Consider the following 22,925-nt stretch of genomic DNA (forward strand, 5'->3'; position numbering starts at 1 on the left):
TGCGGCAAAATCTTTAATGTGTTTATACATATCCAACATCTCCTTTTTGTAATGGAATCAAGTTTATTATACCGAACGCTAGTTCGCAAGTAAATATTTACATTTACTTAAACTACCCCCGTTAACCAAACGAAGCTGCCGAAAATCATTGCGCTAATCCCGAAATGTAATTAACTACGTATGGTTAATACTTTTGTTCATTTTGTTTACGCTAGCCTGCCCGTTAGCTTAATGAAAAGAGCAGGATACCGAAGCACCTGCTCATCAATGTATATTGTTCAACTATCGTTTCCCGTTACATTAAAACCTAAATCGAACTGAATGCAAACATTATTTCAGATTCGCATACCAATTCATTATTTACCGTGGCGATTCCCTTTCCCTTGACGATTTGTCCCTTGATTCGAATTACATCAAATACAAGAAGGAGTTGGTCTCCTGGTTTTACTTGTCGTTTGAAACGACAATTATCAATACCAGTCAGTAAGCCTATTTTATGATTGTTGCTTTCAACGTTAGACATAGCGATTCCACCGACCTGTGCCAGTGCTTCTACAATTAAGACTCCAGGCATTACGGGATAGTCAGGGAAATGACCGAGAAAATAAGGTTCATTAATGGTTACATTTTTAATTCCAACAGCTCTCTTCCCCTCATTAATCTCCAATATTCTATCGACCAAGAGAAATGGATTCCGATGAGGAATAATCTCTTTAATTCTTTCAATATCAAACATGGATTTGCCTCCCTAATCGGTTTATTACCATTTTATCGCCTTTGGGGGTTAAATTGGCCCGAAAAAAACTCAACATAACTCTTGTTAAATTATCCTATCTGTTAGCGTAATAACTGCTCGAAATCAATAACCAAAGGGTATATACTCTCCAATGAATTGATAATGGTAGCCGTTATCTATTCGGACATATCCGAGTATACAATGATCTCTACCCCTGAATGAGACACTAGAGTAGTTTTTATTGTCTTTATTACCTTCAGCAATCAAAATTCCATTGTCTTCACAAGCTAAAACAATTCCGATATGATCGTGAGAATTATCGGAGAGAAGCTTATCGAAAATAACAATATCACCACGTGCCGGAATAAATTCTTCTTGTTTAGCGTCATAGAAAAATCTAGTTTCGTGCAGCTGAGCCCAATCCAACCACGCACCAACCCCAGCTAGACGATACATTCGGTTAGGATATCGAATTGGAAGAAGTATTCCAACCTGCATACAGCAGTAGTATACAAATGCAGCACACCAGTTACCTTCTAGTACTTTATAGATATCTGAGTCCGGCCAATACTTGCAAATTTCCCGATAACGTTCATCTTCCGGTACCCCGATTATGTTTTGCTCTGCGAGATTTTCCGCAAAATCAGCCAGCATAAGTCGTCTGTCTTTAGTTTCTCTATTTAATGCTTCCACATCTACGTTTAATTCTGTATCTACATTTCCCTCCGGAATCCCTAATTCAATAAATACATTTTGTAGTCTATGTATATCCGTCTTAAGCAAATGATTTCCTGTATTTTGAAAGTACCTCTGCAATAAAATAGCGTCTTTAATAACTTCCTCATCTGGTCCATGAACTCGATTTCTATCTTCTTGATAAAAGATTGATCTAAGAATTACTGAGATCTCTTCGTCGGTAAAGATTTGAGTGCTACGTATTATAGGTCTTACCGCGTCTGCGCTATTGTGACCAGGAAAGGTATTTATTCCAGTTTTATAGAAATAAAAATCGTGTAGCACCCCCGCGATCGCAGCTATTTCCGAATCTTGTCCTCTTCTCATAGCGAGCATCGAAGCGAAGGTAGACACTCCTGAAAGATGAGCCCAAGCTTTCTGATTCTTGAAGCTGCTCTGCATTTCATAAACAAGGGATCGAACAATTTCAAGACGCTTAGATTTCTTCTCACATATCATAATTAATTCCCCAATCCCCGAACTAACACAGGCTTATGTCCATAGCCTCTCTGTACTCATAAAACTAACGTCCCCCATTAGTTCAAGTAAGTTCTTTTAAAATGTTTGTATAGATCCATGTGAGTCTTGCTGTACTAGTTAATCCGTATCCGTGCAATCCAGTACAGACTTGTGGCATCTATGACTCCGTTACCAACTCCTTTACTTTAGATGCAAAGGTCTCCCAGCTTGTATCATATCCTACATTAAACGTCCACCCGTTAGATCGAAGCTTCTCACCTAAATAGATGTAATCGGCGCGTTGCTTATCATTTAGGTTTACATCTAAAATCTCGTCACCAACCTTGAACTCATTCATGTAATCGTACATTTTCATAAGGATATCTTCCTTATCCTTATCTCTTTCCATTCCACTGTGTAAGATAATTGAATCGATAGCATCATCTAGTTTCTGTGTAACAAGAGTTTCATTATTCCAATTATGATCTTGTTGATACTGTATAGTTGCTTCAAGTTGAGCTAGATCTCGGTGAATGTTAGCATTCAATAATTCATATTTCAATTCTTGAATTCTGCTATCCTTTTTCTGATTCATAAATAAGACAACATTACCGAATAGCGATACTATTAGAATTACTTTAATCCAGTCTATCTTCTTCATACTTTCTCCAATCTCTCCTGAAATATCGAACACTTCTAATAATATTCTATGCTTATTCCACTAACATTACCGTTAGCTCAACGAGTCATTTGAGGATATATCTCGCTAGGTGGTCTGCTCAATCGAGTGTCCGGTTTATAATATTTTGTTACCCAATGGTTTAATGACTTTGCTTTGAAACCAAGACTCTTATACAATTTTATTGCAGGATTTCCTTTCACAACCCCGAGTGTCACTTTTTTCCCACCTCTTCGCACAATTTCATTTACAAGAAATGAAATAAAAGCTCTTCCGTATCCTCGTGATTGAAGATCTGGACGAACGGACACATGACTCAGTTCAACCCCGTCAATAATTCCGACTGCTGCTATTTCACTATCAATAAGCATCACGAATCTATTGCTTCTATCTTCGGCGAATCTCATCCGCTCCGTTTCGTTAGGAGGATAATAGTAAGACGGAAGAATACCCACGCGTTCATGCATTTCGTAAAAAGCTATTTCACAAATGTTATGGCATATTACATAATCATCATCTTCGTATTGCCTTACAGTAATATTAGTTTTAGGAAGAAGTGCACCTTCACGCTCCATGATAAAGGATGAATAACTTATGTAATAACCATGCTTATATAAAAACTGCTGAGAACAACGGTCGCCATCTATACAGAAACCTATCGATCGTTCTACTGTTACGTTTTGAGAAAGTATTTTATCCGCCTTTTCCATAAGTGTGGCACCGATACCCATTCTTCTATATTCTTCGTTAACAAATATCGTCGTCAACGCTCTTCTCTTAAAACCATCAAAAGAGAGAAAACCTACCGTTAAGTCGTTGTAACGAGCAACAAATATACCGTCTGAGAGCATTTTGTTACTCTGTTTAAACACATTAAATTGTTCATTTTCACACAACATGGCTGTGATTGAAGCTTCGTCCCTTTCGGGTTTATAGGGTTGAATTTTCAGTTGTTCCATCTGCATTCACCTTTGATCATAAGTTTAGTTTTGCTGCAATTTTCATAAATCCTCCTTAATCCTTAGGACTGGAACTAATACGTACTCTATAATAATTAGACCATAATTTACAAAAATAGGTTTCTCTATACAACCCGATTAGTTGAACAAATAAAACGGCTGCCGAAGCAACCGCTATTCCACTATCGTTCTCCGTTAGCTTAGTTTCTAAAATACAAATTCTGTCTCGTTGTTTTCCTTATCAAGATATATAACCCTACAGGAATCTTTCCAACTATCCCAATTTAATACGCTATCAACATCCACACGGAATAACTCATTATATGGTACATTCATAGGATTAGAAAAATCATAAAAAACAAGTTCATAGGGGCATGCCCAATAGCATCCATCAATCACTATTAGTTTTTTTTGTTGGAAATATATTATTTCCCCCCAGCAAAATCCATGCCCTTTATAAGCCTCTTCGGGAACATAATGATTGGTTTCTTTATTTGATAAATTAACAATTGAATACCCCTGATAATCTAACCCACACAACAGATATTCTGTGCCATTTACCCCCAACCAACTGAATAAGAATGGGTCATAATTTCTATATATTATGTCGATGATTTTATGCTCACTATCCGTAACAATCCCTTTTGTGTAATTATGTCTGTTAAAACCTTCAACATGGTTATAGTGATGGATTTCAAGTTTGAACTTTCCTGAAGGTGAATGAATAATTTCAGTTTTCTCAGAAATGTAAAATTCATCTTGAAAATAGCACATCATCTCAGCTCTTTCACTGAGAAACTGTGAGTCCTCAACAATATTCCTCAAATTCTTTCACCTCTCTTTAGTATTACAAATTGTACCATATTTTCAGACAGGCTATTACGCTATCTTGCCGTCTAGTTGAATAAAGGCGGACTTTAAGGGAAATCTGCTTAGGATCACCAAAAATCCCCTCGACCTGAGGGGATTTTTCCTATTGCAATGCATTACGTCTCTCCTAACATTTCCTACAAACGCTAATAATAGATGAAGATGACGGTGAGAACGGCGTTTTATCCCAGTCAGCATATTGATGTTCGACGCGAAAGCCGTGACGGATTAATAAAGATTGCAGCGTCGCCTGATCTGTGAACCGACAAGCAATTCGGGAAGTCGTTCGTTTATTCCCCCAATCACGCATCGTGACCCAATGCATAATATGCTGGCTAGCATCGTAACATTGTGTACCTGATACCTTGACGTTTTTCCCATCCTTATCAATAAATGATCCCCATTCTGTCTCCTCTTGATCGGATAAATCCGTTCCCTCCGGATTACGGGTCTCAAATGCAAAGATTCCATGGGGTTGTAAATGTTTGTGAATGGTAGTAAGCAAATCGTTTTGATCTTGATCACTTAAGAATGCCTGAAATGCATTGCCAGTCAAATAGATCATCGAAAATCGCTTGTCCGATTCGAAGGTACGGGCATCGCCTTCCATAAAAGTAACAGTCAACCCTTCCGCCTTCAGCCGCGCATATGCGAGCATCGCCGAAGAGATATCTACGCCGGTCATCGTTATACCGGCTTTTGACAGGGGTATCGTTGTTAAGCCTGTACCACAAGCAAGTTCTAACACTTCGCCAGGACTCGATCTTGCAAGTTCAAGATAGAACTGATATTTGTCAATTTCACCGTCAAATTCAAGATCATAATTTACCGGATCCAGATATTCTTCAAGATTGCTATGTTCAATCAACGCCATCCCCCTCTTTCCTTTCAATGTTACATTGGAGAAAAAATAATTTTCATTAGGAAAAACATGTACTTATATAGACTCAGAAAGGATAATCAAAATAAAAGCCCTCTCGATAACCCTCGTACTTAACAGTATTATTTTACTATTTATTCGATAAACCGTTTGGTAATTCATAGTTATAATCAATTTTTATCAAACCTTACATAACTACTTTTTAAGTCGATAATCACTACTTTATCCTGACCGCAATAGAATAATTAGAGGCCGACCAACAAAATGGTCGTCTTTTTTTCGTATTCGGCATAGCATCTTTCTTTATTCGTTACAGGTGACCGTGTAAACGAAATCTCGTTCCCATCTTCAAGCCGAAACTGGTTCGCAGACACCGTGTCGGAACAATAACCGGACCAGATGACGCAAAATTATTTCGACTGCGGTCCCATTCCGTTAACCTGCTGTTAGCTTAAATGAAAAAGAAGAGCTACCATATAGGAAGCTCCTCCACTAACGTTCTCCGTAAGCTCAATGACTTAACTAAAATCGGAGTAAAACGCTGCTAACGATACAAATATCAGAATAGGTGGGCTCCGCCTCTACCGGAAATTTTCTACACACTCATGTAGAAAGGCGTCTAGCGTGCGTGGCTCTCTGCCAAGCAAGCCCTTTACAGTGTTATTTGGACTTTCTGGCACCATCCTAGACATGGTTTGAATTTCTACAACGTGGTTCGCGAGCCAATGAGGCAGATTCCCGTGCTCGATAAGATTACGGAGTAGTACTTGGGGTTCCAAGTTGATGTAACTTATCGGCCGATTAAGCAGGGCAGATAGTCGACTCGCGATCTGGGGATAACTGAAAATCTCCGAACCAGTAAGCGTATATATATGGCCTGATACCTTGTGGTTGGTCAGAACTTCTGCGGCAACGTCTGCAATATCGCGACAGTCTATAAAGTTACACGGTGAAACGCCCATGGAGCCGAAGAAAACATTTTGGGTTGTAATCGTTGGTGCAAAGCGTATTAAATTTTGCATGAACGCATAGGGGCGCAATACGGTGTGGGTGAGACCCGATTCTCTCAGCGTTTCCTCAATTTCTTGATGCCAGCCCGCTACTGCCACTGGAGAGCTATGCTCAAAGGCTGGACTGGATATTTTTACGATGTGTTTGATTCCAGATTCGGCGGCAATCTGAATGATAGAGGTTTCCAATTCGATTTGTCTTGGACTGTTGGACATGGCAAGGAAGAGCTGGCTAGCATCTGTAAACGCGCGGCGCACCGATGTGGGGTCAGAAGCATCCACAAAAGCGACCTCGATAATTGATCGGCCTTTTTCTCCGATCTGATCACGCAACTTCTCTGGCTCTCTGCTTAGCGCCCTGACAGGAACGCCAAGATCAACTAAACGTTCCAAAAGCGCACTACCTATCGTACCTGTTGCTCCCATAATAACTATCATTTTTTATCTTCTCCTTTTAGATGAAAAATTAGTTGTGACGGCAAGTCGCCACCGCCATGTCACTATCGTGCTTGCTATGAATCCAGACAACGGGAAATCGATCCATACACGATCGACCCAGGCCAAGTAATTAATCGGAATCATAAATTCTACAAAAACAGATGTCACCCATGCAGCGTATAGTCCAAATGTGGACCCGGCCATTGCGAATACCCCTACTACAACCAAGTGAGGTGCACCGATGACCCATCGCAAATGGCCCACTCGGCTGCGCAACAAAAGGCCAATCATCAAGGCCATCAAGGCCGATGCGCCGCCAATTGTGGTTAATGCCGCTATTTGAAGCCCCCTATCTGCAGTAACCAATCCCCCGATACCTGCCATAATGGCAGGAGCAATATAGGCCATTACAACTTCACGCCATAGTACAAAAGTCTTTTTCTTGGGACCAGCAGCCTTGATGCCGTAAACATCATCTGTCTGATTCGAGTATTTCATCTGGTTCATTTACTTGCTCCTTTCTTCTTTGAAGTAGTTCAATGATTGCGTTCAGCTAGATATAATTAGGTGCCTAACTATATATGAGTAAAAATAGGCTAGCTTCACTAGCCCATTCTACTCATTACTGATGTTTCCCTTTGGTTTCGAGCCTAATTCGCCCGTAAGTGCTGAGATGCCTTGTGTAACTCGACCTAACAAGTCGAGAAATACGCTGCGTTCTTCGATGTTGAGCAAGCCCACCATTGCTTCCAACCGAGCGAAATGCTCAGGAGCCATTTCACGGAGCTTCTTCGCTCCTTCTTCCGTTAAAACGACTGATTTCTGACGGCCATCGTCTGAGCTTGATCGCCGAGATACTAGCCCATCTCGTTCAAGAATGTCGATAAGACCAGTCACTGTAGCACGTGTAACGCCTAGATGCTCCGCTAATTGCGAAGGCAACTCTTCTCCTTCGTTATCTTCAAGATCTGCCAATAAACGATAACGCCCTGTTGATAAACCGAATCTAGAGAAATGAATCTCTGAGGCGTGTCCAAGCATGGCTCCCGCTGCCATTAGCCTAGACGCGACGAGTATAGCCTGTGCGTCTATGTCTAGGTTATAGCGATCAATCTGACGCTTGGATTGTACAAGCGAGGGAATAGCCTCAATGTCATTTATTTTTTTATTATTGTTGTTCATATATGTAGTATGGTCCCTAACTACTTTTGTGTCAACTCATTTTTATTACACAACTCTTTATTTCTCCCAAAGCTCGATCAGTCGACCTTCAGGATCTTCAATCCAAACAAACTTTCCAAATTCACTAATTTCTTTTTTCTTTGCAAGTGGTATACCAATATGCTCAAGATGCTTAATAGTCTCGTCTAGATTATGTACTTGGAAATTTAACATCACTTGTTGTTCTGTTGGAAAATAACTGTCATCCTCGGTAAAGAAAGAAAAGATAGTCTCATTTCCTGATTGGGGCTTTATCACAGTCCCATTCCAATGATCTATTTCAATCTTCAAGGCCTCACTGTACCATTTTTTTATAACTTCAAGATTCTTAGTTCTCCAAAAGATTCCTCCGAAACCTTTTATCATCGTATTTATCTCCTGTCTGTCATCAATTTTTTAGCTATCCGTTCTCAAAAGATATTCGAGATTTAAATTTAAGTTCCTTTTTCAACTATCTTGCCCATTAATTGAACAAATAAAAAACTTCTGCCGTAGCAACCGCTATTCCACTATCGTGTCCCGTTAGCGCAATGAGTCTACTAGATCCAATGGACGCTGTATGGAAGATTTTAGATAGATGTATTCATAGAAAAATGGTACATTATTTTGGAATCAATAGCGCGCAAGTCAGGATATACATTTAAACTAATATTTTTATATTGGGGGATGGTACTGGCATGGACAAGAATTCTGTTTATAGAACAAATATTATAGGTGCTGGCGAGGTTGGTAGCGCTATCTCGGTCGATATGGACAAGAATGTTATTCATGAAACTAACAGCTTATTTTGGGATACAAAAGGAAATGATATTTTAGGAGCAACCGCACTTCCTTTATATGGAGCATTCGTCTCAGAAGAAAAATGCCAGCTTTTTGGCGATATTTCAGGAAAAAAGATGTTGGAGATAGGCTGTGGAAGCGGTCAATCATTGCAATATCTCGGGGAACGTAAAGCATCTGAACTATGGGGTATGGATATATCAGAAAAACAAATCGAAAAAACAAGAGAATATTTGTCAGATCACGGACTTTCAGCAAAATTAATCTGTTCTCCCATGGAAGAAAAATGTGGCCTACCTGAGGATTATTTTGACTTTGTTTATTCGATTTATGCTATAGGCTGGACAACCGATCTTGAGGGTACTTTTAGCAGGATTGCTTCTTACCTAAAAAAAGACGGCGTATTTATTTTTAGTTGGTCTCACCCTATACACAAATGTGTTGTTGCAGAAAATGATATGACTGTTTTTAAAAAATGTTACTTCGATGAATCTTGGTATTCGGTAACCCTTGACGAAAGTACGCTAACATTAGCTGACCGTAAACTATCAACCTATGTGAATGCGCTCTCAAAAGCGGGATTTGTTATTGAAGAAATGATTGAGCAATCTGATGATGAAATTATTCAATTGCGGGACGATAACGACGATTTTGCAAAAAAAGCAAAGATGCTTCCTGTAACTTTCGTAATCAAAGCAAGAAAACTATAATTAGTAGTTGAAGATAAATGCCCGTTAATTGAATAAAGGCAGCCGATCATGTTGACTGATTGACTGCCTTATCGTGTTTATATCGAACTATCGTCTCCTGTTAGCTTAATTATGATTCCCGAAAGTCCATACATTCATCAAGTACGTCCGATTCCTTCATTCCTCTAATATTTGCACATTCTTAGCTGTCCTGCGCTGAGAATCAATTATATTCGGAAACTCGAATAGGTCGAATTCAACTTTTTGACCCTCTTTAAGGAACCGAAAGCCGTTCGGTAACCTAATAGGGTCTGGTAGTATTTCGCTGAAGTGTACAAAAACATGGTTACCTTCCTGCCCGTCTAGCATTAACCGTCCGTAACCTTTATCTTCTTTGTACCATTGGACAATACCCCATCTTCTTTTCGCCACCTAAGCACCTCCTCTGTAACTTTATGGTACAATTCATAATGTGCTCACATCGTGTTGAATGAGTTATCTTATTTGATTTTTTTCGGAAACCCATATACGAAAAGTATCATACCGAGGAACGCAAGGATTGGCACAAAGATATTATCGAAGAAGCTTGTAATATGAGTTTCAGGTAGGGCATTGAACATGTTTGCTTCGTACAACGCTGCAATTTCATGGCTGCGCGCTATCAAAGAGCCTACTCGTTCGATTGCATAGATTACTCCAGCGGAAATTAAAAAGGATGCACCTAGTTTTCTGTAAAAGTCGTTGCCCATGAAATATTTGTCTCCTCCTCTATTTTTTATTGAGTACTTCTCCCACCATCCCACTTTACCACATTGTTCCAATTTTCTGAGTATCAGAATATCATTACATAACCTAATGCTAATAATGTGACGCTATAGCGCCACAAATTGTAAGTATTCTGCCGGCTAATTGAACAATAAAAAACGGCTGCCGAAGCAGCCGCTATTCTACTGTCGTTCTCCGTTAGCTTAATGATTTACTTTGCTTCGGACGAATCATATTGCTCTTTATTGAGAACTTCATGGATTATATTTGTTATGTCGTTAATTTTGCGGGAACAATATTTCAAAATAGGGTTAGCCCAATATCCGGGTCTAGTTTCTTCATCACCTATTTTCACTAAATTCAATGTATACGCACCCTCTGAACGCATAGCTGGATACCATCCTAAATCCAAAATCAAACCTGTCTTTTCATTTCTAAAAAAGAATATATCCTCATGTAGCTCCCATACATAAGGAAATAAGTCGTCATGAAAGGCATCGGGATTAATTTCGTAAAAATGATTCTATACAACAGTCCAATCTGACGGAATATTTAATGGCACCAATTGTAGACTCATTTTAATAACACATCCCTTAACAATCTTCATATTCAAATCTCCGTGACTTGTCCAAGTTATCCTGCCCGTTACTTCAATGAAAAAAGCAGGCTACCGTAGCGCCTGCTCATTAATGTGTATCATTCAACTAAAGTTCTCCGTTAGTTCAATAGTCTTATGTTTTAATTAGAGTCGCTGCTTATAGTTGTGAGGCTTGCCGAACACCTAATCCAGTGACGTCCCGACGGGCTTAGGGGGCTGGATGTGGTCACTCGCTTCTCAGAGTGACCCGGAGCGTCAATATGGTGTTAGCCGAAGGAAGCTCTGGAAGCAGCCATTGCATTTAAGGCGTTCTCAAAATAGCTATATACTTCATCTGCAATTCCCAGAAACTCTTCAACAAGTACATTACTATCCAAGTAACAAGCATACAGATAATCAACTAAAGCGGAGTCAATCTCACAATAGTTTAATATGGCATTCTTCATCTTAATAATGTCATCTTGCCATACACCTGTATCTTCTAAAACCAAAGAGTACAATGCACGAATTAATCTCTTAGAGTAACCTTTAATGTATCTAGTTTTCATTGTGTTATCATTAGCATTAGAAAGTAAACTATGTATACGATCTACTTCCTCCTTGGTCTCTGTATTTAAGTCTAAAATGAACTCTGGAGAAATAATTATCGGTGGTACTTTTTCACCAACGTCATGACCATATATGCAAACACAAATTATCTTTACCCAAAAACCCCACTCATTTGGTTTACTTAATACATCGTCAATCGAGCAAATTATCGTATCAATCTTAGTTACTACTGGATATTCTTCCAAAAGCCTGTCTTTAATATTTGACAATCTTTCGTAATCAATATCTTTGGGATTTACACATACAATAGTAAAGTCTGCATCTGACTTAAAAGGTTTAGCAGTTCCTTTTGGAATCGAGCCACACATATAAATGCTATGAATCTTACCTTTAAATTCGGTAAGTATATTTTCTATATACTTATCAACAAAATCCTTATATTCACTTTGTATTACAATTCTATTTATAACTTTTTCTAATATCATATAGACTCCTCCTAAACTAAGAACTTCTTTCGGCTAACGTCTTTTTTGCGAACTTCGTAAATTCGTCATGACTTAAGTTATTCGCGAAATCATTCAACTATCCTGCCCGTTAGCTCAACGGCATCCACGATTTGACGCCTACTTCAATAAAAAAGAGAACAGGCCACCCGTGGCAGTCTGCTCCCTAATTATCTTGAATGCTCCTTACTTCGATATAAAGGAGTAATAAAACACCACTTCACTTCGACGGCCTTGATTTTAACGAGCGAAACTGATGAAACTAGCCGGTCATATGGCTATTCGGAAGGCTCGACAGGGCAAGAAAGGCATCGACAAAAACCAAGCAGACACCTATTATTTTAACGTGGAACAGTGCAAGCGTTGTCCGTTTAAAGAGGGTTGTTATAAAGAAGGATCGAAGAGCAAAACCTACTCTGTAACGATTAAATCTGAAGAACATTCAGAACAGATTGCGTTCCAGGAAACAGAGTACTTTAAAGAAAAATCTAAGGAACGCTACAAAATTGAAGCGAAGAATAGCGAACTTAAACATGGGCACGGGTATGATGTAGCTACATCCTCGGGTCTGATTGGTATGGAATTACAAGGTGCGATGACGATATTCGCCGTGAACTTAAAGCGGATATTGAAGTTAACAGATTGAAAAGATAGGGATAAATTGAATAAAATAGAGCTAAAAAAGAAGACATTCTTCCTAAAAATGGGGTTGAATGTCTTCTTTTTTGAAGTTTATACATACTCCTTAAGAAAAACGTAAGTTCTTCAGTGCCCTCTCCAATAGATTGATGCTTTTTGCAATGGTATGGAGCCGAGCTTAACCAGTTGAGAACCCTACAGATCCCTTCGGATCGTCAGTTGATTTCTATGGTCAGGGAGCTTGTGAAATTCGCCCCCGGCTCCAGGGTGATTATTCCCTCTTTAGCTTGAAGTTCCCCTTCGAAGACGTCCATATCCGCTACTCCTTGCCAAGGCTCGATGCATATGAAGGGAGCGTTCAAAGGCTGCCAGATGCCGAGGTCGGGAAAACCCTTATAGCTGACAACTACGCTTTTGGAGGAGTGCTTGCTTATAAGCGAAATCTGCCGAGAGCTCACATTTCGGAAAATCAATGCGCCTTCGGCGAACATTTCATGGGATAAAGGCAGGATGGTCTCTTGTTTCAAAACGGGCTCCGATTTGCCGCTGATCAGCAGGCCGTCCGAATTCAAGAACAACCTTTCAAGGTTTTCCGATTCAGCGAACTCCAGATAGTAATCGTTCAGGCTACCGTTGTCATCAAGCGGACAATTGAACGCCGGGTGGGTTCCGAGCTGGAAGAAGATATCCTGTTCATCGCTATTTTCCACCCGGTAACTAAGTTCCAGTGTGCTTGCATTCAGTTTATATGTAATATATAGGTTGAATTTAAAAGGATAACTGGCCAGGGTTTTCTCATCATAAGAGAGGCGGTAAACCGCGTGGGTGTCGCTTTCTTGGACCAGCGTAAATTCGCTGCGTCTGGCGAATCCGTGATTGCCGATCTTATAGGCTTTGCAGTCCACCTTAATCTCTCCGTTCCGGGCCGCACCAATAATGGGAAACAGCACCGGAGAACGGCCTGTCCAATACGTGGCGTCACCCCTCCAGATGTATTCAGCTTCCGGATCCAGCTTTCTGAAGCTGATCAGTTCCGCCCCAAGAGTATTAATCTCAGCTTCCGCCGAGCTGCTGCGCAAAATTTTATTCATTGTTGTACTCCCCTTTCATACTTATAGTCCAGATACCCATATTATATCAAAGTTCTTGAGAGAGTTGAGAAAAAGACAGCCAATTCATCAGCTGCCGTTTCTTCGTGCTTATTGAGCTATCGTGTCCCGTTAGTTCAGCGAACTGGTGTATTAAGATCTAAGTATATTTGTATTCCCGTTTAGCATATCTTCAAAGACTGGTCGTTGAACTTTGTTTATTTGATCCAGTGAGATATCGTTAATATCCCAAAACTGTAATTTCAACGATTCGCATAGATCGTCCTGATATCTTATCGCATCCCCATCCTCAGATAAATACTGATTATAATCAGTCCAGGCATTGAAAAGAAACATAACAAAAACAACCTTGTTGCCATCAGGATAGGAGTATTCCATCCTTGGACCGCTATATACAGCGTAAAATTCACAATCCGTAACAGTTAATCCTGTTTCCTCAATAACTTCCCGGATCATTGTCTCTTGGATAGTCTCACCTGGATTCATGCCTCCGCCTGGTAATCCCCAGTCTCCGTAATCGGATCTTTGCTGCAATAAAATTCTTCCTTTACTATCTCTTATAATTGCTCCGCCAGTTACAACAATCTGCATTTATAGTAGCTCCTTACTTGGTAGAAATACATAAGTTGATTATTCTAGGCTTTTAAGGTAAAGTCCTTTCAAGAATTGAATTGTTGAATTATTCTGCCCGTTACTTTAATAGGCTTCAGATAAAGCCGTCAGCAGTTGTTATTGTGCTATCGTGTCCCGTTAGCGTAACGAATAAGCATGTCATCCTGGTTAAGCTCATCCCCTGAATAAGATAATCACCGCACCGAATAATGCTTTTGAATACACTTATATCCACGTTTGAAATGATTTATTAACCATCTCCACATTGTTCATTTTTGCCCAACTCTTTAAATCCGAGATACCTCTATCCTCATCCTTTGAATACCTAAATGCCATATCCAATGGGACGATCTTCCTCCTGTAAGGTAATATCCCAATAACAGGTTTAAAGTACCCCCTAGTCATTATCACTTTAATATCCCTTGAATTAATTATTTCCCCATTTAATATGATTTGCTCATTGCATAGGCATAACTCAGTTGGTTTCTTAAAAAATGTTCTGTACAATGCGAGTAACAGTACAACTAAACACATAAGAACCGCTGTTAACGAAGCGTAGAATAAACCCCTATGATCCCATAATCTTAATACAAGAATAGATTGACTCGTTATAAGCGCTATCATGCCTATAATGGTTCCAATCCTTGATGGACTCTTAACTGGATGCTTTATTTCCATCAACATTGCCCCCTGTTCAAATCCTTTACCTTGGAATACCTCATATTGGAACTATTCTGCCCGTTACTTCAATATAAAAAGCAGATTGCATTAGCAGTCTGCTCTTTACGTTATCGTTCTCCGTTAGATCTATAGTTTGATAGATCTAAAGACGTCTATTTCTCTTTTCATCTAAATATATATCGAGCACTGCTATCGCTCTGATTAATAACTTTATGATTAAATACAGTGTATATAATCCAAGCAAAATGAAAAGTCCGTAAACAATAAAAAGGAGCATTGGCAAAAACATCAATAACATTGTAGAAGAACCCATATTCCATCTCCTTTAAACGAAATTTATGTGAGCAATGACTAATAACCGGGAACAGTTAACTCTTTCCAAGGACCAACCTCATATTACCATAATTGGAACTATCCTGCTCGTTAGTTGAACAAAGGCAGCCGATCCATTGACCGGCTACCTTTGTGTCGTTATTGAGCTATCGTGTCCCGTTAGTTCAATGAAACTACGTGTCGTTCACGATCTTCAACGCAAACGGCCTAGCATTGCGGGAGGGGCTTGTTCGATGGCCTCGAGGAACGCAAAATGATCAAAATCAAGGAAAACGACAGGTTGGATGAAGAACTCAATCCGTCTGCTTACGCAAGCATCCTCTGCTATCTAGCCTCGCAGTAGCAAAATAAGCCTATTTGCCCCCTATGGTACGGTGGCTGCAAACAGGCTTTTTGATTCCGCTTATATCATGATATGTCTTCGTTCAATGCCAGCCACTGCACCGCCGACCCGAACCTGATTGATTTCACCGCTCTCGCTCAGGCGCAATCCTGCCTTGATTTCAGAAGGACAATCCATAGAATACCCTTGCCTGAACATGACATTCTCTACTTCCCGCAAAGATCGTTGGCCATGTTGGTACAAATAGCTGAGCAGGGCACCGTTGGATGTTCCTGTCGCGCTCTCCTCGGGAATATCGTACAGCGGCGCAAAATTCCGGCATTCCGCAGCAGCATCGTCTGGAGTATCCATCGTGAACAGATGATATCCAACCACATTATATTTTTCGCTGATGGCGGTTATGGCATCAAAATTTGGCTGAACCTCATTCAAGAGCTTCCTGCTGCGGATCGGGATCATAATGTCCCGCAGGCCCGTCGAAACAATCTGGATCGGCAACCCGGTTTCCAGACCCTCGGCATCCATCCCCAAAGATGGGGCGATTTCCTCACAGGATATCTTTTCAAGAAATTGAGGTAAAGCCTGTGACAAATAAACAAGACCCTCGGAGCTAATATCGACATCCAGAATCCCTGCCTTGGTTTCTATCGAATAGGAGGTCCCTTCCTTTGACAAACCCAGCGAATGCATTAGTCCAAATGCAGCAATCGTGGCGTGTCCGCACAGATCAACTTCGCTGGCGGGGGTGAAATAGCGGATTTTGTAATCCGCAAGCAGGGATTTTTCCATAAAGGCCGTCTCCGAAAGGCCCAATTCCTTCGCTATGAGCTGCATTTCGGCAGCATCCAGAGAAAGGCCATCCTCCAAGACAACGCCTGCTGGATTACCGCCACGCTCCCCTTTCGCAAACGCATTTAACGTATACACTTCCACATTCATGTTCCGCTCTTCCTCTCTTTATCTTCGAAAAACCGATGTGTGCAACCGCACGTCCCACTCGCATTCAAGATCTTCCTTTTATCAATTTATTACTAGGTAAAGACGACAGGAGCGATTGAATGAATTGTTGCGTTAATCTGCCCGTTAGCGTAATGATGATCTGTCATCTATGGTACGGTTCTACTTAATGGCGCGGCGAATTAATTTCATAAAGTACCCTCACTGCTTATAATATTCTAGCACGTAATCTTGCTTGTGCAGAGTGTTAATGCCCACGGATGTCAAGATCACTTAATGGATAGTTACTACTGCCCCAAGTATAAACAATATAATTGTTAATTAGTTTTTCATCTGCTTTCAATGCTTTGAATTTCAAGTTACCATTAAGAAAATCAATGTTATTACTCACTTGCTTTTCAACGATGTAACTCCACTCATTCTCGCGATACTTTGAATAAAAATGATTTAATTCTTCTAAAGTTAGTTCCGATTTGATTAAAATAGCGCCAAAAAATTGCATTCCATTTCCATTCCCAATTAATTTTCCAGCTGATGATAAATCATCTATCAATTCAGTTTTGTCTGGCAAAGATACTTTTACTAGATCTTTTTTTATGGAATATGCAATATAATTGTTAATAAATGGAGTGGTTACGACTAGTAAAACAAGAGCAACTACTGCAATTATTAAAATGATTATGAATGTTTTCTTCAAGTTAACACCTCTCTCAAAAAATATAAATATCCTACCGAACCACACAGGTTCAATACACTTAGAAACCCCTTTTTATTACGCTATGACAGTATAGACGTTAGACATTTTTTAAATTTTAATTTATTGGTATCTAATCCAATATCAACATTTCTGTTACTCAGCTAATCTGCCCGTTAGTTGAACAAATAAAAAACGGCTGCCGAAGCAACCGCTATTCCACTAACGTGTCCCGCTAGGTTAAATCAAGACCCTTTAAAAGCCAATAAATCTTTTGTGTTAATATGTTTAATATCAGAAATTTGCCCACTTGTAAGCATCTCATAAAGACCGTCAGGAACAAGTTTATACTGAAGGTTTTCTTCAAAATCATCTAAGTTCTTCCAAACAGCTATAAACTTTTTGTCCCCCTCAATCCCTTCAAATTCATTCTTGTTATAGTTATCCATTCGACTAAAGCTCGCTTCATAAATAAAATCATATTCATGTCCAATTTCTCCGTACCAAGGGAAGATGTGCTCGATAATCCCTATCAATTTTGGTTCAATAATATCAATATTAATTTCCTCTTTTACTTCTCGTATTACAGCTGATTTGCTATCTTCCCCATACTCAATCGTGCCACCAACTGGGCGAAATGTAATGATACCATCTTCTTCCGGGAATTGTTCAAGTAATATTGATTCTCTTCTTTTAATAATGCAAAGTGAACAAGCTCTATATCGCAAATTTTTCACTCCTCATAGTATCTTATTTTTCAAATATATTCCATATAAGCATTGCGTTATCCTGCCCGTTAGTTGAGAAACAGCAGCCCATCAACTTGGCTGCCGTTTATTCATGTTATTGCTCTTTTAAGTTATAAAATTCAAGATATCATCGGGTTCAATCAGTGAAATATTGTTTTCCATATTATATCGGGCACGCTTCAAGAACTCTCTAGACCAACCATCGAGTGCTTCAATATTTCCGTTTCGATAGAGAGCTGAATAAAGGATAGCTTGTCTCAAATCCATAAATAGTGGTAAGTCTCTTAACAATCTTATATCAATCGTATTTTCCTTTTCGTAACCTTCCAAGAACGAAGTTAGATACCTTTTCACAAAAGTTGGAACATCTTCATCAGGACTAGGCACTGCAATACCATAGAATAAGTTAACAGAAATATCTTGCGTGAACCATCCGTATTGACATTCATCAAAGTCAAATACAGTGATGCTTCCATTTGGTTGAACTGTGTAGTTACCAAAACAAAAATCACCATGAATAAGTCCAAAATTTTCACTACCACGTGATAATTTGTGGACCCTCTGCATCAAGGATTCAAAATGAGCAATTACAAGGTTCTGGGAAGAGGGAATATAAGTTATGAACTCTTGAAGATAACTATTTTTTTGCCAGTCGTATCGTGTTATCTCGGCTGTACTAGGAACATATTTTTTAGCTAGTGCGTGCATTCTCCCTGCAATTTCTCCCAATTTATTAAACTCTTCATTTTGAGATATTTTATCACTCCATGAGGCACCAAGACCTTTATGGAATGCTACAACAAAAAAACCATTCATCTTTTCAATTAGCTCACCGTTACTTGATTTCACTGGATAGGATACTGGAACACCGTTTTTCGCAAGATATTGTATCCATTCTAGTTCACCATGTATAAGCTCCAGCGTCCTGTGCGATTCATGTATAATCCGAATGATGAGATTACATGCTTCGTTTTTACTTCCATAGGTGAAGTTTTGATTCTTCCCCAATAAAATCAACTCTTCAGGCATGAACCCATACCTTTTTGCTGCTTCAACTACAATCTTATCCGTAAAAAAAGCTTCAATTGTTGGATTCATATTACACCTCATTATTTTTAATTCAATGTGTTATCTCCCTTCTAGTAAATGCTCTATTAACACTTCTTTACTCTAAGATTTTTCCCAATAGTATATTTCATTTTTTCCTCCTCTTTCCATATATGCATAAAAAGAAAATACACTAACAGATTCTATTTGTAAATAACTCCCACTTAACCTACCGTTAGTTGAATGATGAATTGTTAGTATTCAATGAGTATCTTGTCGATTTCTGCAATTTCGCTGATCTTTGATATACCATCGCCGTTTCCTTCAAACAACTTGAGGAAGCGCTCACGCTGACTTTTAATGCTCGCGAGTTCTTTATCAATGGCAGACTCGATGGAGCAGGCCGACAATCTGCGCTGTCAGGCATTGATTTTTTTTCCAAAATAGGTTATTTTATAGAAAGCTTAGCGATAAGCAAGTTCCTGACACGAAGGGAGATGTGTTTTAATGGCAACTACTTATATGGTGGTTTGGTCTTAAAACTGAATAGTAGGCATACGCGAAAAAAGCGGGGAAATGCCCCTATTATTTGGTATGCCATCCTAAGTAACCTTTCGTGAATATTGCTGTTTGCAAGATACGATGAAGGTCGTGTCTTTTTTGCGTCCTGATGCCGCGTGACAGCAGCTTCTTTAGAGGCTGCTTGTCCGTGGCATTTTTGCGTCCAAAAACAACATTAAAGGAGCTAACAAAAAAACTATGATAAATCTGAAAACCTATGGCTATATAGAAATAGAAGCAATTCCCGACGGATTATTGCCCGGCAGGGTGACAGAGCTTCGGCGCGAGCGCTTCACGGTCATGACCGAGCGCGGCGAAGTAACGGCGGTGCTCAAAGGAGCATTCTATCACAGCGTGGAAACACGCGTAGATTTTCCATGCGTCGGAGATTTCGTCTTGCTGCAATACAACGAGAGCGGAGATTCGCTCATCGTTACGGTACTGCCCCGCCGTTCCAAGTTCTCACGCGCAGATTACTCAGGGCATGCCGTAGGCTACGCCAAAACCGTGCGGGAACAGGTCGTTGCAACCAACTTTGACTATGTGTTTATTCTTTCTTCTTTGAATTGGGATTTCAACGTTACCCGCCTCATGCGGTACCTGACACAAGTCAGACAGAGCGGAAGTCAGCCAGTCGTCATTCTGACCAAGGCTGATCTCGTTGAAGATTATAGTCTCCCGCTCGCAGAAGTTACACAAAGCATCCCTGATGTGCCAGTTCATGTGGTCTGCAGTCATACCGGCCTGGGGCTGAACGAACTCGCCCCCTACTTGATGCCTGGTAAAACAGTCGTCTTTCTCGGCATGTCCGGCGTCGGTAAATCATCTCTGCTCAATGCATTGATAGAACAGGACGTAATGAGGGTTCAGGCGATCCGAGAGGTTGATAGCCGGGGGCGGCATACGACAACGCACCGTCAGCTGTTCATGCTCCCCTCCGGTACGATGGTCATCGATACGCCGGGAATGCGTGAGCTTGGGCTTTTTGATGCCGGCGAAGGCATACGTGCAAGCTTTACCGATGTGGAGGAATGGTTCCCGCAATGCCGGTTTGCAGATTGCCGCCATCAGGGCGAGCCGGGCTGTGCCGCGCTTGCCGACGGTTCGTTGCCGCGTGAACGGTGGGAGCATTATGTTGCCCAGCAGCATGAGCACAAGTATGTCCAAGATAAAACAAGCTACCTCATCGATAAGAGGGCTCGAAACAAAACGATAGCTATGTCAAGCAAGCAAACGAAGAAAAACGGAGGATGGAAGAAATGAATATTAAATTTGAAACGCTGATCTATGCCTTAAGCCGAAAGTTCAAGAAGGATATTATCTCGGCTGACTGCCAAACCATGCCGTTACAGGGCGGAACTGTGGGAAATGTGCACCTGGTAAACGGGATCGCCGAAACCGCGGATGATGAAAAAATGCCGTACCGTATCGTGCTGAAAATTCAAAAGAAATGGGAACGTTACAACGATCCAGATTCCTGGCGCCGGGAATATGATCTCTATATGTCTGACTTGGGAACGACGTTCTCGGATACCTTCCGCTGGCCAACATGTTACCATGCGGAGATGAATGCCGAAGAAAATGAATTCCAGCTGTGGCTGGAATATATCGATGGCGTAACCGGTTTAGACTTAACCGGTGACATGTATGAACAGGCGGCGCTGGAGTTAGGACGCTATCAAGGCAAGCTGTATGCGGAGAAGCCCGCTGTGCTGCAGAGCCTGACAAACCTGAGCCATGCGGATCTCATGAAGAATACGTATCTGCATTACCGGTCGTGGCCAGTCGTCTACAATTATATACGCTCGGAGGACTGTGAATTCCCGCAACACATGCGGCAATTGCTCATCGACATCGATGAGCACGCAGATGAGATACTCGCCCGCATCGAGCAATTGCCCCTAGTGCTATGCCACCGGGACTTCTGGGTGACCAATCTGATCTATGCCGACGGGAAAATCGCGCTCATCGACTGGGATACATGCGGATGGGGCTACATGGGTGAGGATCTTGCAAGCTTGATTGCGGATGAAGCGGATATCGATCACATGGTCGAATACTACCAACGATGTGTCCCTGCGTATTACAAAGGTTTTTCGGAGTATGCAGATGCATCCCCTATCGCCGATAATTGCGTCATCGAAATGATCCTTCTCATATTCGGGTACAGGCTTGTAGAGTGGTATCTTCACACAGAGAGCGATGACGAGAAAACAAAGTGTCTTCATACGCTCCAAAAAATCCATGAAATGAAGAGCAGCCCTGCGCAGGGTTGACTCTAAAAAAAGAACTCCGAAACCCCTTGAATATAGTGGGTTTTCGGAGTTTCTTTCATTACTCTCATTCGGTGAATCGACAATGGAAATAAAGTCCTAGACTGTCACTACTCCAATTAACTATCGTGTTCTGTTAGCGAAAAAGTTATTATTAACAGTCTTTTAATAGGACAAAAAAGATTCTAGTTTAATGAATTGTTGTTTCGAGAACTCTGTCCAGATCATGTGATGCTTCAATAATGGCTGGCTCCAAATTACTCAACCATTCGGAATACTCTAAACGTGTTACCATGGATGGATCCTTCCTTAGCTCCTTGCATCTCTTCAAATTCTCTTTCCATCCGCTACTAAGATGTAAAAGCCCCCAGTCTGCTGCCTGGCTTTTAGACAAGATGACACCTTCCTGCCACCAAGCAATAAATTTAGAAGCTAATAGGAGCCAGTCGACGGAATGTAGACTATTCCCCTTGCCAAACTTCCGCATGCACTTGGCATATTCCTTAAAAAAACTAATAAACTCTTCCTTCGAGTACGATGGAATATTGTCTAGATGGGACTCACCATACAACAAGATACTCTGCTCCTTGATCGTGTACAGGGTGAACAGGTCTAATTGATTTTCCGTCCAGACGGATTCGCCCTTTGTTCCCCACCATAAGCCACTGCCCTTTTCACCATTCAGCATATTAATCGTAAGAAAGGCACCCTCAAGCATATCGGTATAGAGGTTGGGGATTTGTCTATCGACGGATCTTCTAAGAAGGGATGATCTATAATTGGACCTTTGTTTGTTTAAAAGTTCGATTTCATTTTGGCTTAGGTCCTCTCCAATTACGACGAGAAAATCTAAATCCCCGTATCCCGGGGATAAATCATTGTGTATGGCCGAACCGTAAAGGTAAATGCTTCGTAACTTTCTATTAAGTATGGCTCGGATATCTTCCACAAATATGGACAAAGATTGCTCAAGTGTTTCGTCTACAAATGATTGGATAAACAATTCAATCGCTCCATTTTGTATTTCTATTTTCAGTAGCGTTCCCGTAGTTATGT

General features: G+C 40.5%; 24 protein-coding genes and 1 pseudogene. 4 read left to right on the plus strand and 21 right to left on the minus strand.

The features are described from left to right. Positions 1 to 307: 307 nt before the first annotated feature. From fabZ to PAENI_RS16365, 10 genes are all read right to left on the minus strand, one after another. Positions 308 to 736, minus strand: coding sequence for a 3-hydroxyacyl-ACP dehydratase FabZ (gene fabZ, locus PAENI_RS16320; protein WP_149646008.1), 429 nt, complete (start codon positions 734 to 736; stop codon positions 308 to 310). Positions 737 to 859: 123 nt separating this feature from the next. Beyond that, positions 860 to 1,798, minus strand: a complete 939-nt coding sequence (locus tag PAENI_RS16325) for a CHAP domain-containing protein (protein WP_262495630.1) — start codon at positions 1,796 to 1,798, stop codon at positions 860 to 862. Positions 1,799 to 2,108: 310 nt separating this feature from the next. Continuing rightward, the gene (locus PAENI_RS16330; protein WP_149646010.1) at positions 2,109 to 2,591 is read right to left on the minus strand and encodes a hypothetical protein; all 483 of its coding nucleotides are present in this window, start codon (positions 2,589 to 2,591) and stop codon (positions 2,109 to 2,111) included. Between the two features lie 77 nt (positions 2,592 to 2,668). Next, the gene (locus PAENI_RS16335; protein WP_188114596.1) at positions 2,669 to 3,568 is read right to left on the minus strand and encodes a GNAT family N-acetyltransferase; all 900 of its coding nucleotides are present in this window, start codon (positions 3,566 to 3,568) and stop codon (positions 2,669 to 2,671) included. Positions 3,569 to 3,775: 207 nt separating this feature from the next. After that, positions 3,776 to 4,393: a hypothetical protein gene (locus PAENI_RS16340; protein WP_149646012.1), complete on the minus strand. Its 618-nt coding sequence runs from the start codon at positions 4,391 to 4,393 to the stop codon at positions 3,776 to 3,778. A gap of 172 nt (positions 4,394 to 4,565) precedes the next feature. After that, positions 4,566 to 5,306 (minus strand): class I SAM-dependent DNA methyltransferase, encoded by a 741-nt coding sequence (locus PAENI_RS16345; protein WP_149646172.1) that lies wholly within the window; start codon positions 5,304 to 5,306, stop codon positions 4,566 to 4,568. 593 nt (positions 5,307 to 5,899) lie between these two features. Next, positions 5,900 to 6,766: an SDR family oxidoreductase gene (locus tag PAENI_RS16350; protein ID WP_149646013.1), complete on the minus strand. Its 867-nt coding sequence runs from the start codon at positions 6,764 to 6,766 to the stop codon at positions 5,900 to 5,902. Positions 6,767 to 6,769: 3 nt separating this feature from the next. Continuing rightward, positions 6,770 to 7,273 carry a hypothetical protein gene (locus PAENI_RS16355; RefSeq protein ID WP_149646014.1) on the minus strand — a complete coding sequence of 168 codons (504 nt, stop codon included), beginning with the start codon at positions 7,271 to 7,273 and terminating at the stop codon, positions 6,770 to 6,772. 108 nt (positions 7,274 to 7,381) lie between these two features. After that, positions 7,382 to 7,948 carry a MarR family winged helix-turn-helix transcriptional regulator gene (locus PAENI_RS16360; protein ID WP_042189233.1) on the minus strand — a complete coding sequence of 189 codons (567 nt, stop codon included), beginning with the start codon at positions 7,946 to 7,948 and terminating at the stop codon, positions 7,382 to 7,384. A 57-nt stretch (positions 7,949 to 8,005) separates the two neighbouring features. Beyond that, positions 8,006 to 8,353 (minus strand): VOC family protein, encoded by a 348-nt coding sequence (locus PAENI_RS16365; protein ID WP_149646015.1) that lies wholly within the window; start codon positions 8,351 to 8,353, stop codon positions 8,006 to 8,008. Between the two features lie 311 nt (positions 8,354 to 8,664). Between PAENI_RS16365 and PAENI_RS16370 the strand changes: the two genes are divergently transcribed. Beyond that, positions 8,665 to 9,477 carry a class I SAM-dependent methyltransferase gene (locus tag PAENI_RS16370; RefSeq protein ID WP_149646016.1) on the plus strand — a complete coding sequence of 271 codons (813 nt, stop codon included), beginning with the start codon at positions 8,665 to 8,667 and terminating at the stop codon, positions 9,475 to 9,477. 156 nt (positions 9,478 to 9,633) lie between these two features. Here PAENI_RS16370 and PAENI_RS16375 read toward each other — a convergent pair whose 3' ends face one another. The 3 genes from PAENI_RS16375 to PAENI_RS16385 all read right to left on the minus strand — a co-directional run bounded on the left by PAENI_RS16375 (position 9,634) and on the right by PAENI_RS16385 (position 11,853). Continuing rightward, positions 9,634 to 9,888, minus strand: coding sequence for a cold-shock protein (locus tag PAENI_RS16375; RefSeq protein ID WP_262495631.1), 255 nt, complete (start codon positions 9,886 to 9,888; stop codon positions 9,634 to 9,636). Positions 9,889 to 9,956: 68 nt separating this feature from the next. Then, positions 9,957 to 10,205 carry a hypothetical protein gene (locus tag PAENI_RS16380; RefSeq protein ID WP_076287095.1) on the minus strand — a complete coding sequence of 83 codons (249 nt, stop codon included), beginning with the start codon at positions 10,203 to 10,205 and terminating at the stop codon, positions 9,957 to 9,959. Between the two features lie 880 nt (positions 10,206 to 11,085). Next, a complete protein-coding gene (locus tag PAENI_RS16385) occupies positions 11,086 to 11,853 on the minus strand; it encodes a nucleotidyltransferase domain-containing protein (protein ID WP_149646017.1) in 768 nt (255 codons plus the stop codon). Between the two features lie 283 nt (positions 11,854 to 12,136). Between PAENI_RS16385 and PAENI_RS16390 the strand changes: the two are divergent. Beyond that, positions 12,137 to 12,517: pseudogene (locus PAENI_RS16390) on the plus strand (transposase); the annotation flags it as partial. 208 nt (positions 12,518 to 12,725) lie between these two features. On the opposite strand, the gene PAENI_RS16395 reads toward PAENI_RS16390, so the two are convergent. The 7 genes from PAENI_RS16395 to PAENI_RS16425 all read right to left on the minus strand — a co-directional run bounded on the left by PAENI_RS16395 (position 12,726) and on the right by PAENI_RS16425 (position 19,086). Continuing rightward, positions 12,726 to 13,601, minus strand: coding sequence for an aldose 1-epimerase family protein (locus PAENI_RS16395; RefSeq protein ID WP_149646018.1), 876 nt, complete (start codon positions 13,599 to 13,601; stop codon positions 12,726 to 12,728). Positions 13,602 to 13,751: 150 nt separating this feature from the next. Continuing rightward, positions 13,752 to 14,210: an NUDIX domain-containing protein gene (locus PAENI_RS16400; RefSeq protein ID WP_149646019.1), complete on the minus strand. Its 459-nt coding sequence runs from the start codon at positions 14,208 to 14,210 to the stop codon at positions 13,752 to 13,754. Positions 14,211 to 14,456: 246 nt separating this feature from the next. Further along, on the minus strand, positions 14,457 to 14,909 hold the full coding sequence (locus PAENI_RS16405; protein ID WP_149646020.1) for a hypothetical protein: 453 nt from the start codon (positions 14,907 to 14,909) through the stop codon (positions 14,457 to 14,459). A gap of 739 nt (positions 14,910 to 15,648) precedes the next feature. Beyond that, positions 15,649 to 16,527 carry a PhzF family phenazine biosynthesis protein gene (locus tag PAENI_RS16410; protein ID WP_149646021.1) on the minus strand — a complete coding sequence of 293 codons (879 nt, stop codon included), beginning with the start codon at positions 16,525 to 16,527 and terminating at the stop codon, positions 15,649 to 15,651. A 265-nt stretch (positions 16,528 to 16,792) separates the two neighbouring features. Next, positions 16,793 to 17,242, minus strand: coding sequence for a hypothetical protein (locus PAENI_RS16415; RefSeq protein ID WP_188114597.1), 450 nt, complete (start codon positions 17,240 to 17,242; stop codon positions 16,793 to 16,795). Between the two features lie 242 nt (positions 17,243 to 17,484). Next, positions 17,485 to 17,967 carry an NUDIX hydrolase gene (locus PAENI_RS16420; protein ID WP_188114598.1) on the minus strand — a complete coding sequence of 161 codons (483 nt, stop codon included), beginning with the start codon at positions 17,965 to 17,967 and terminating at the stop codon, positions 17,485 to 17,487. A gap of 126 nt (positions 17,968 to 18,093) precedes the next feature. Next, positions 18,094 to 19,086, minus strand: coding sequence for a phosphotransferase enzyme family protein (locus tag PAENI_RS16425; protein WP_188114599.1), 993 nt, complete (start codon positions 19,084 to 19,086; stop codon positions 18,094 to 18,096). A gap of 708 nt (positions 19,087 to 19,794) precedes the next feature. Here PAENI_RS16425 and rsgA point away from each other — a divergent pair. Together rsgA and PAENI_RS16435 are read left to right on the plus strand one after the other, a co-directional pair. Further along, the gene (rsgA, locus tag PAENI_RS16430; protein ID WP_149646024.1) at positions 19,795 to 20,859 is read left to right on the plus strand and encodes a ribosome small subunit-dependent GTPase A; all 1,065 of its coding nucleotides are present in this window, start codon (positions 19,795 to 19,797) and stop codon (positions 20,857 to 20,859) included. Beyond that, positions 20,856 to 21,872, plus strand: a complete 1,017-nt coding sequence (locus tag PAENI_RS16435; RefSeq protein WP_149646025.1) for an aminoglycoside phosphotransferase family protein — start codon at positions 20,856 to 20,858, stop codon at positions 21,870 to 21,872. Before rsgA ends, PAENI_RS16435 begins: the two co-directional genes overlap by 4 nt. 187 nt (positions 21,873 to 22,059) lie before the next feature. Here the strand turns inward: PAENI_RS16435 and PAENI_RS16440 are convergent, their stop codons facing one another. Next, positions 22,060 to 22,872 carry a nucleotidyltransferase domain-containing protein gene (locus PAENI_RS16440; RefSeq protein WP_149646026.1) on the minus strand — a complete coding sequence of 271 codons (813 nt, stop codon included), beginning with the start codon at positions 22,870 to 22,872 and terminating at the stop codon, positions 22,060 to 22,062. Positions 22,873 to 22,925 lie beyond the last annotated feature (53 nt).

The sequence above is a fragment of the Paenibacillus sp. B2(2019) genome (genome assembly GCF_008370385.1).
GTDB lineage: Bacteria > Bacillota > Bacilli > Paenibacillales > Paenibacillaceae > Paenibacillus_AQ.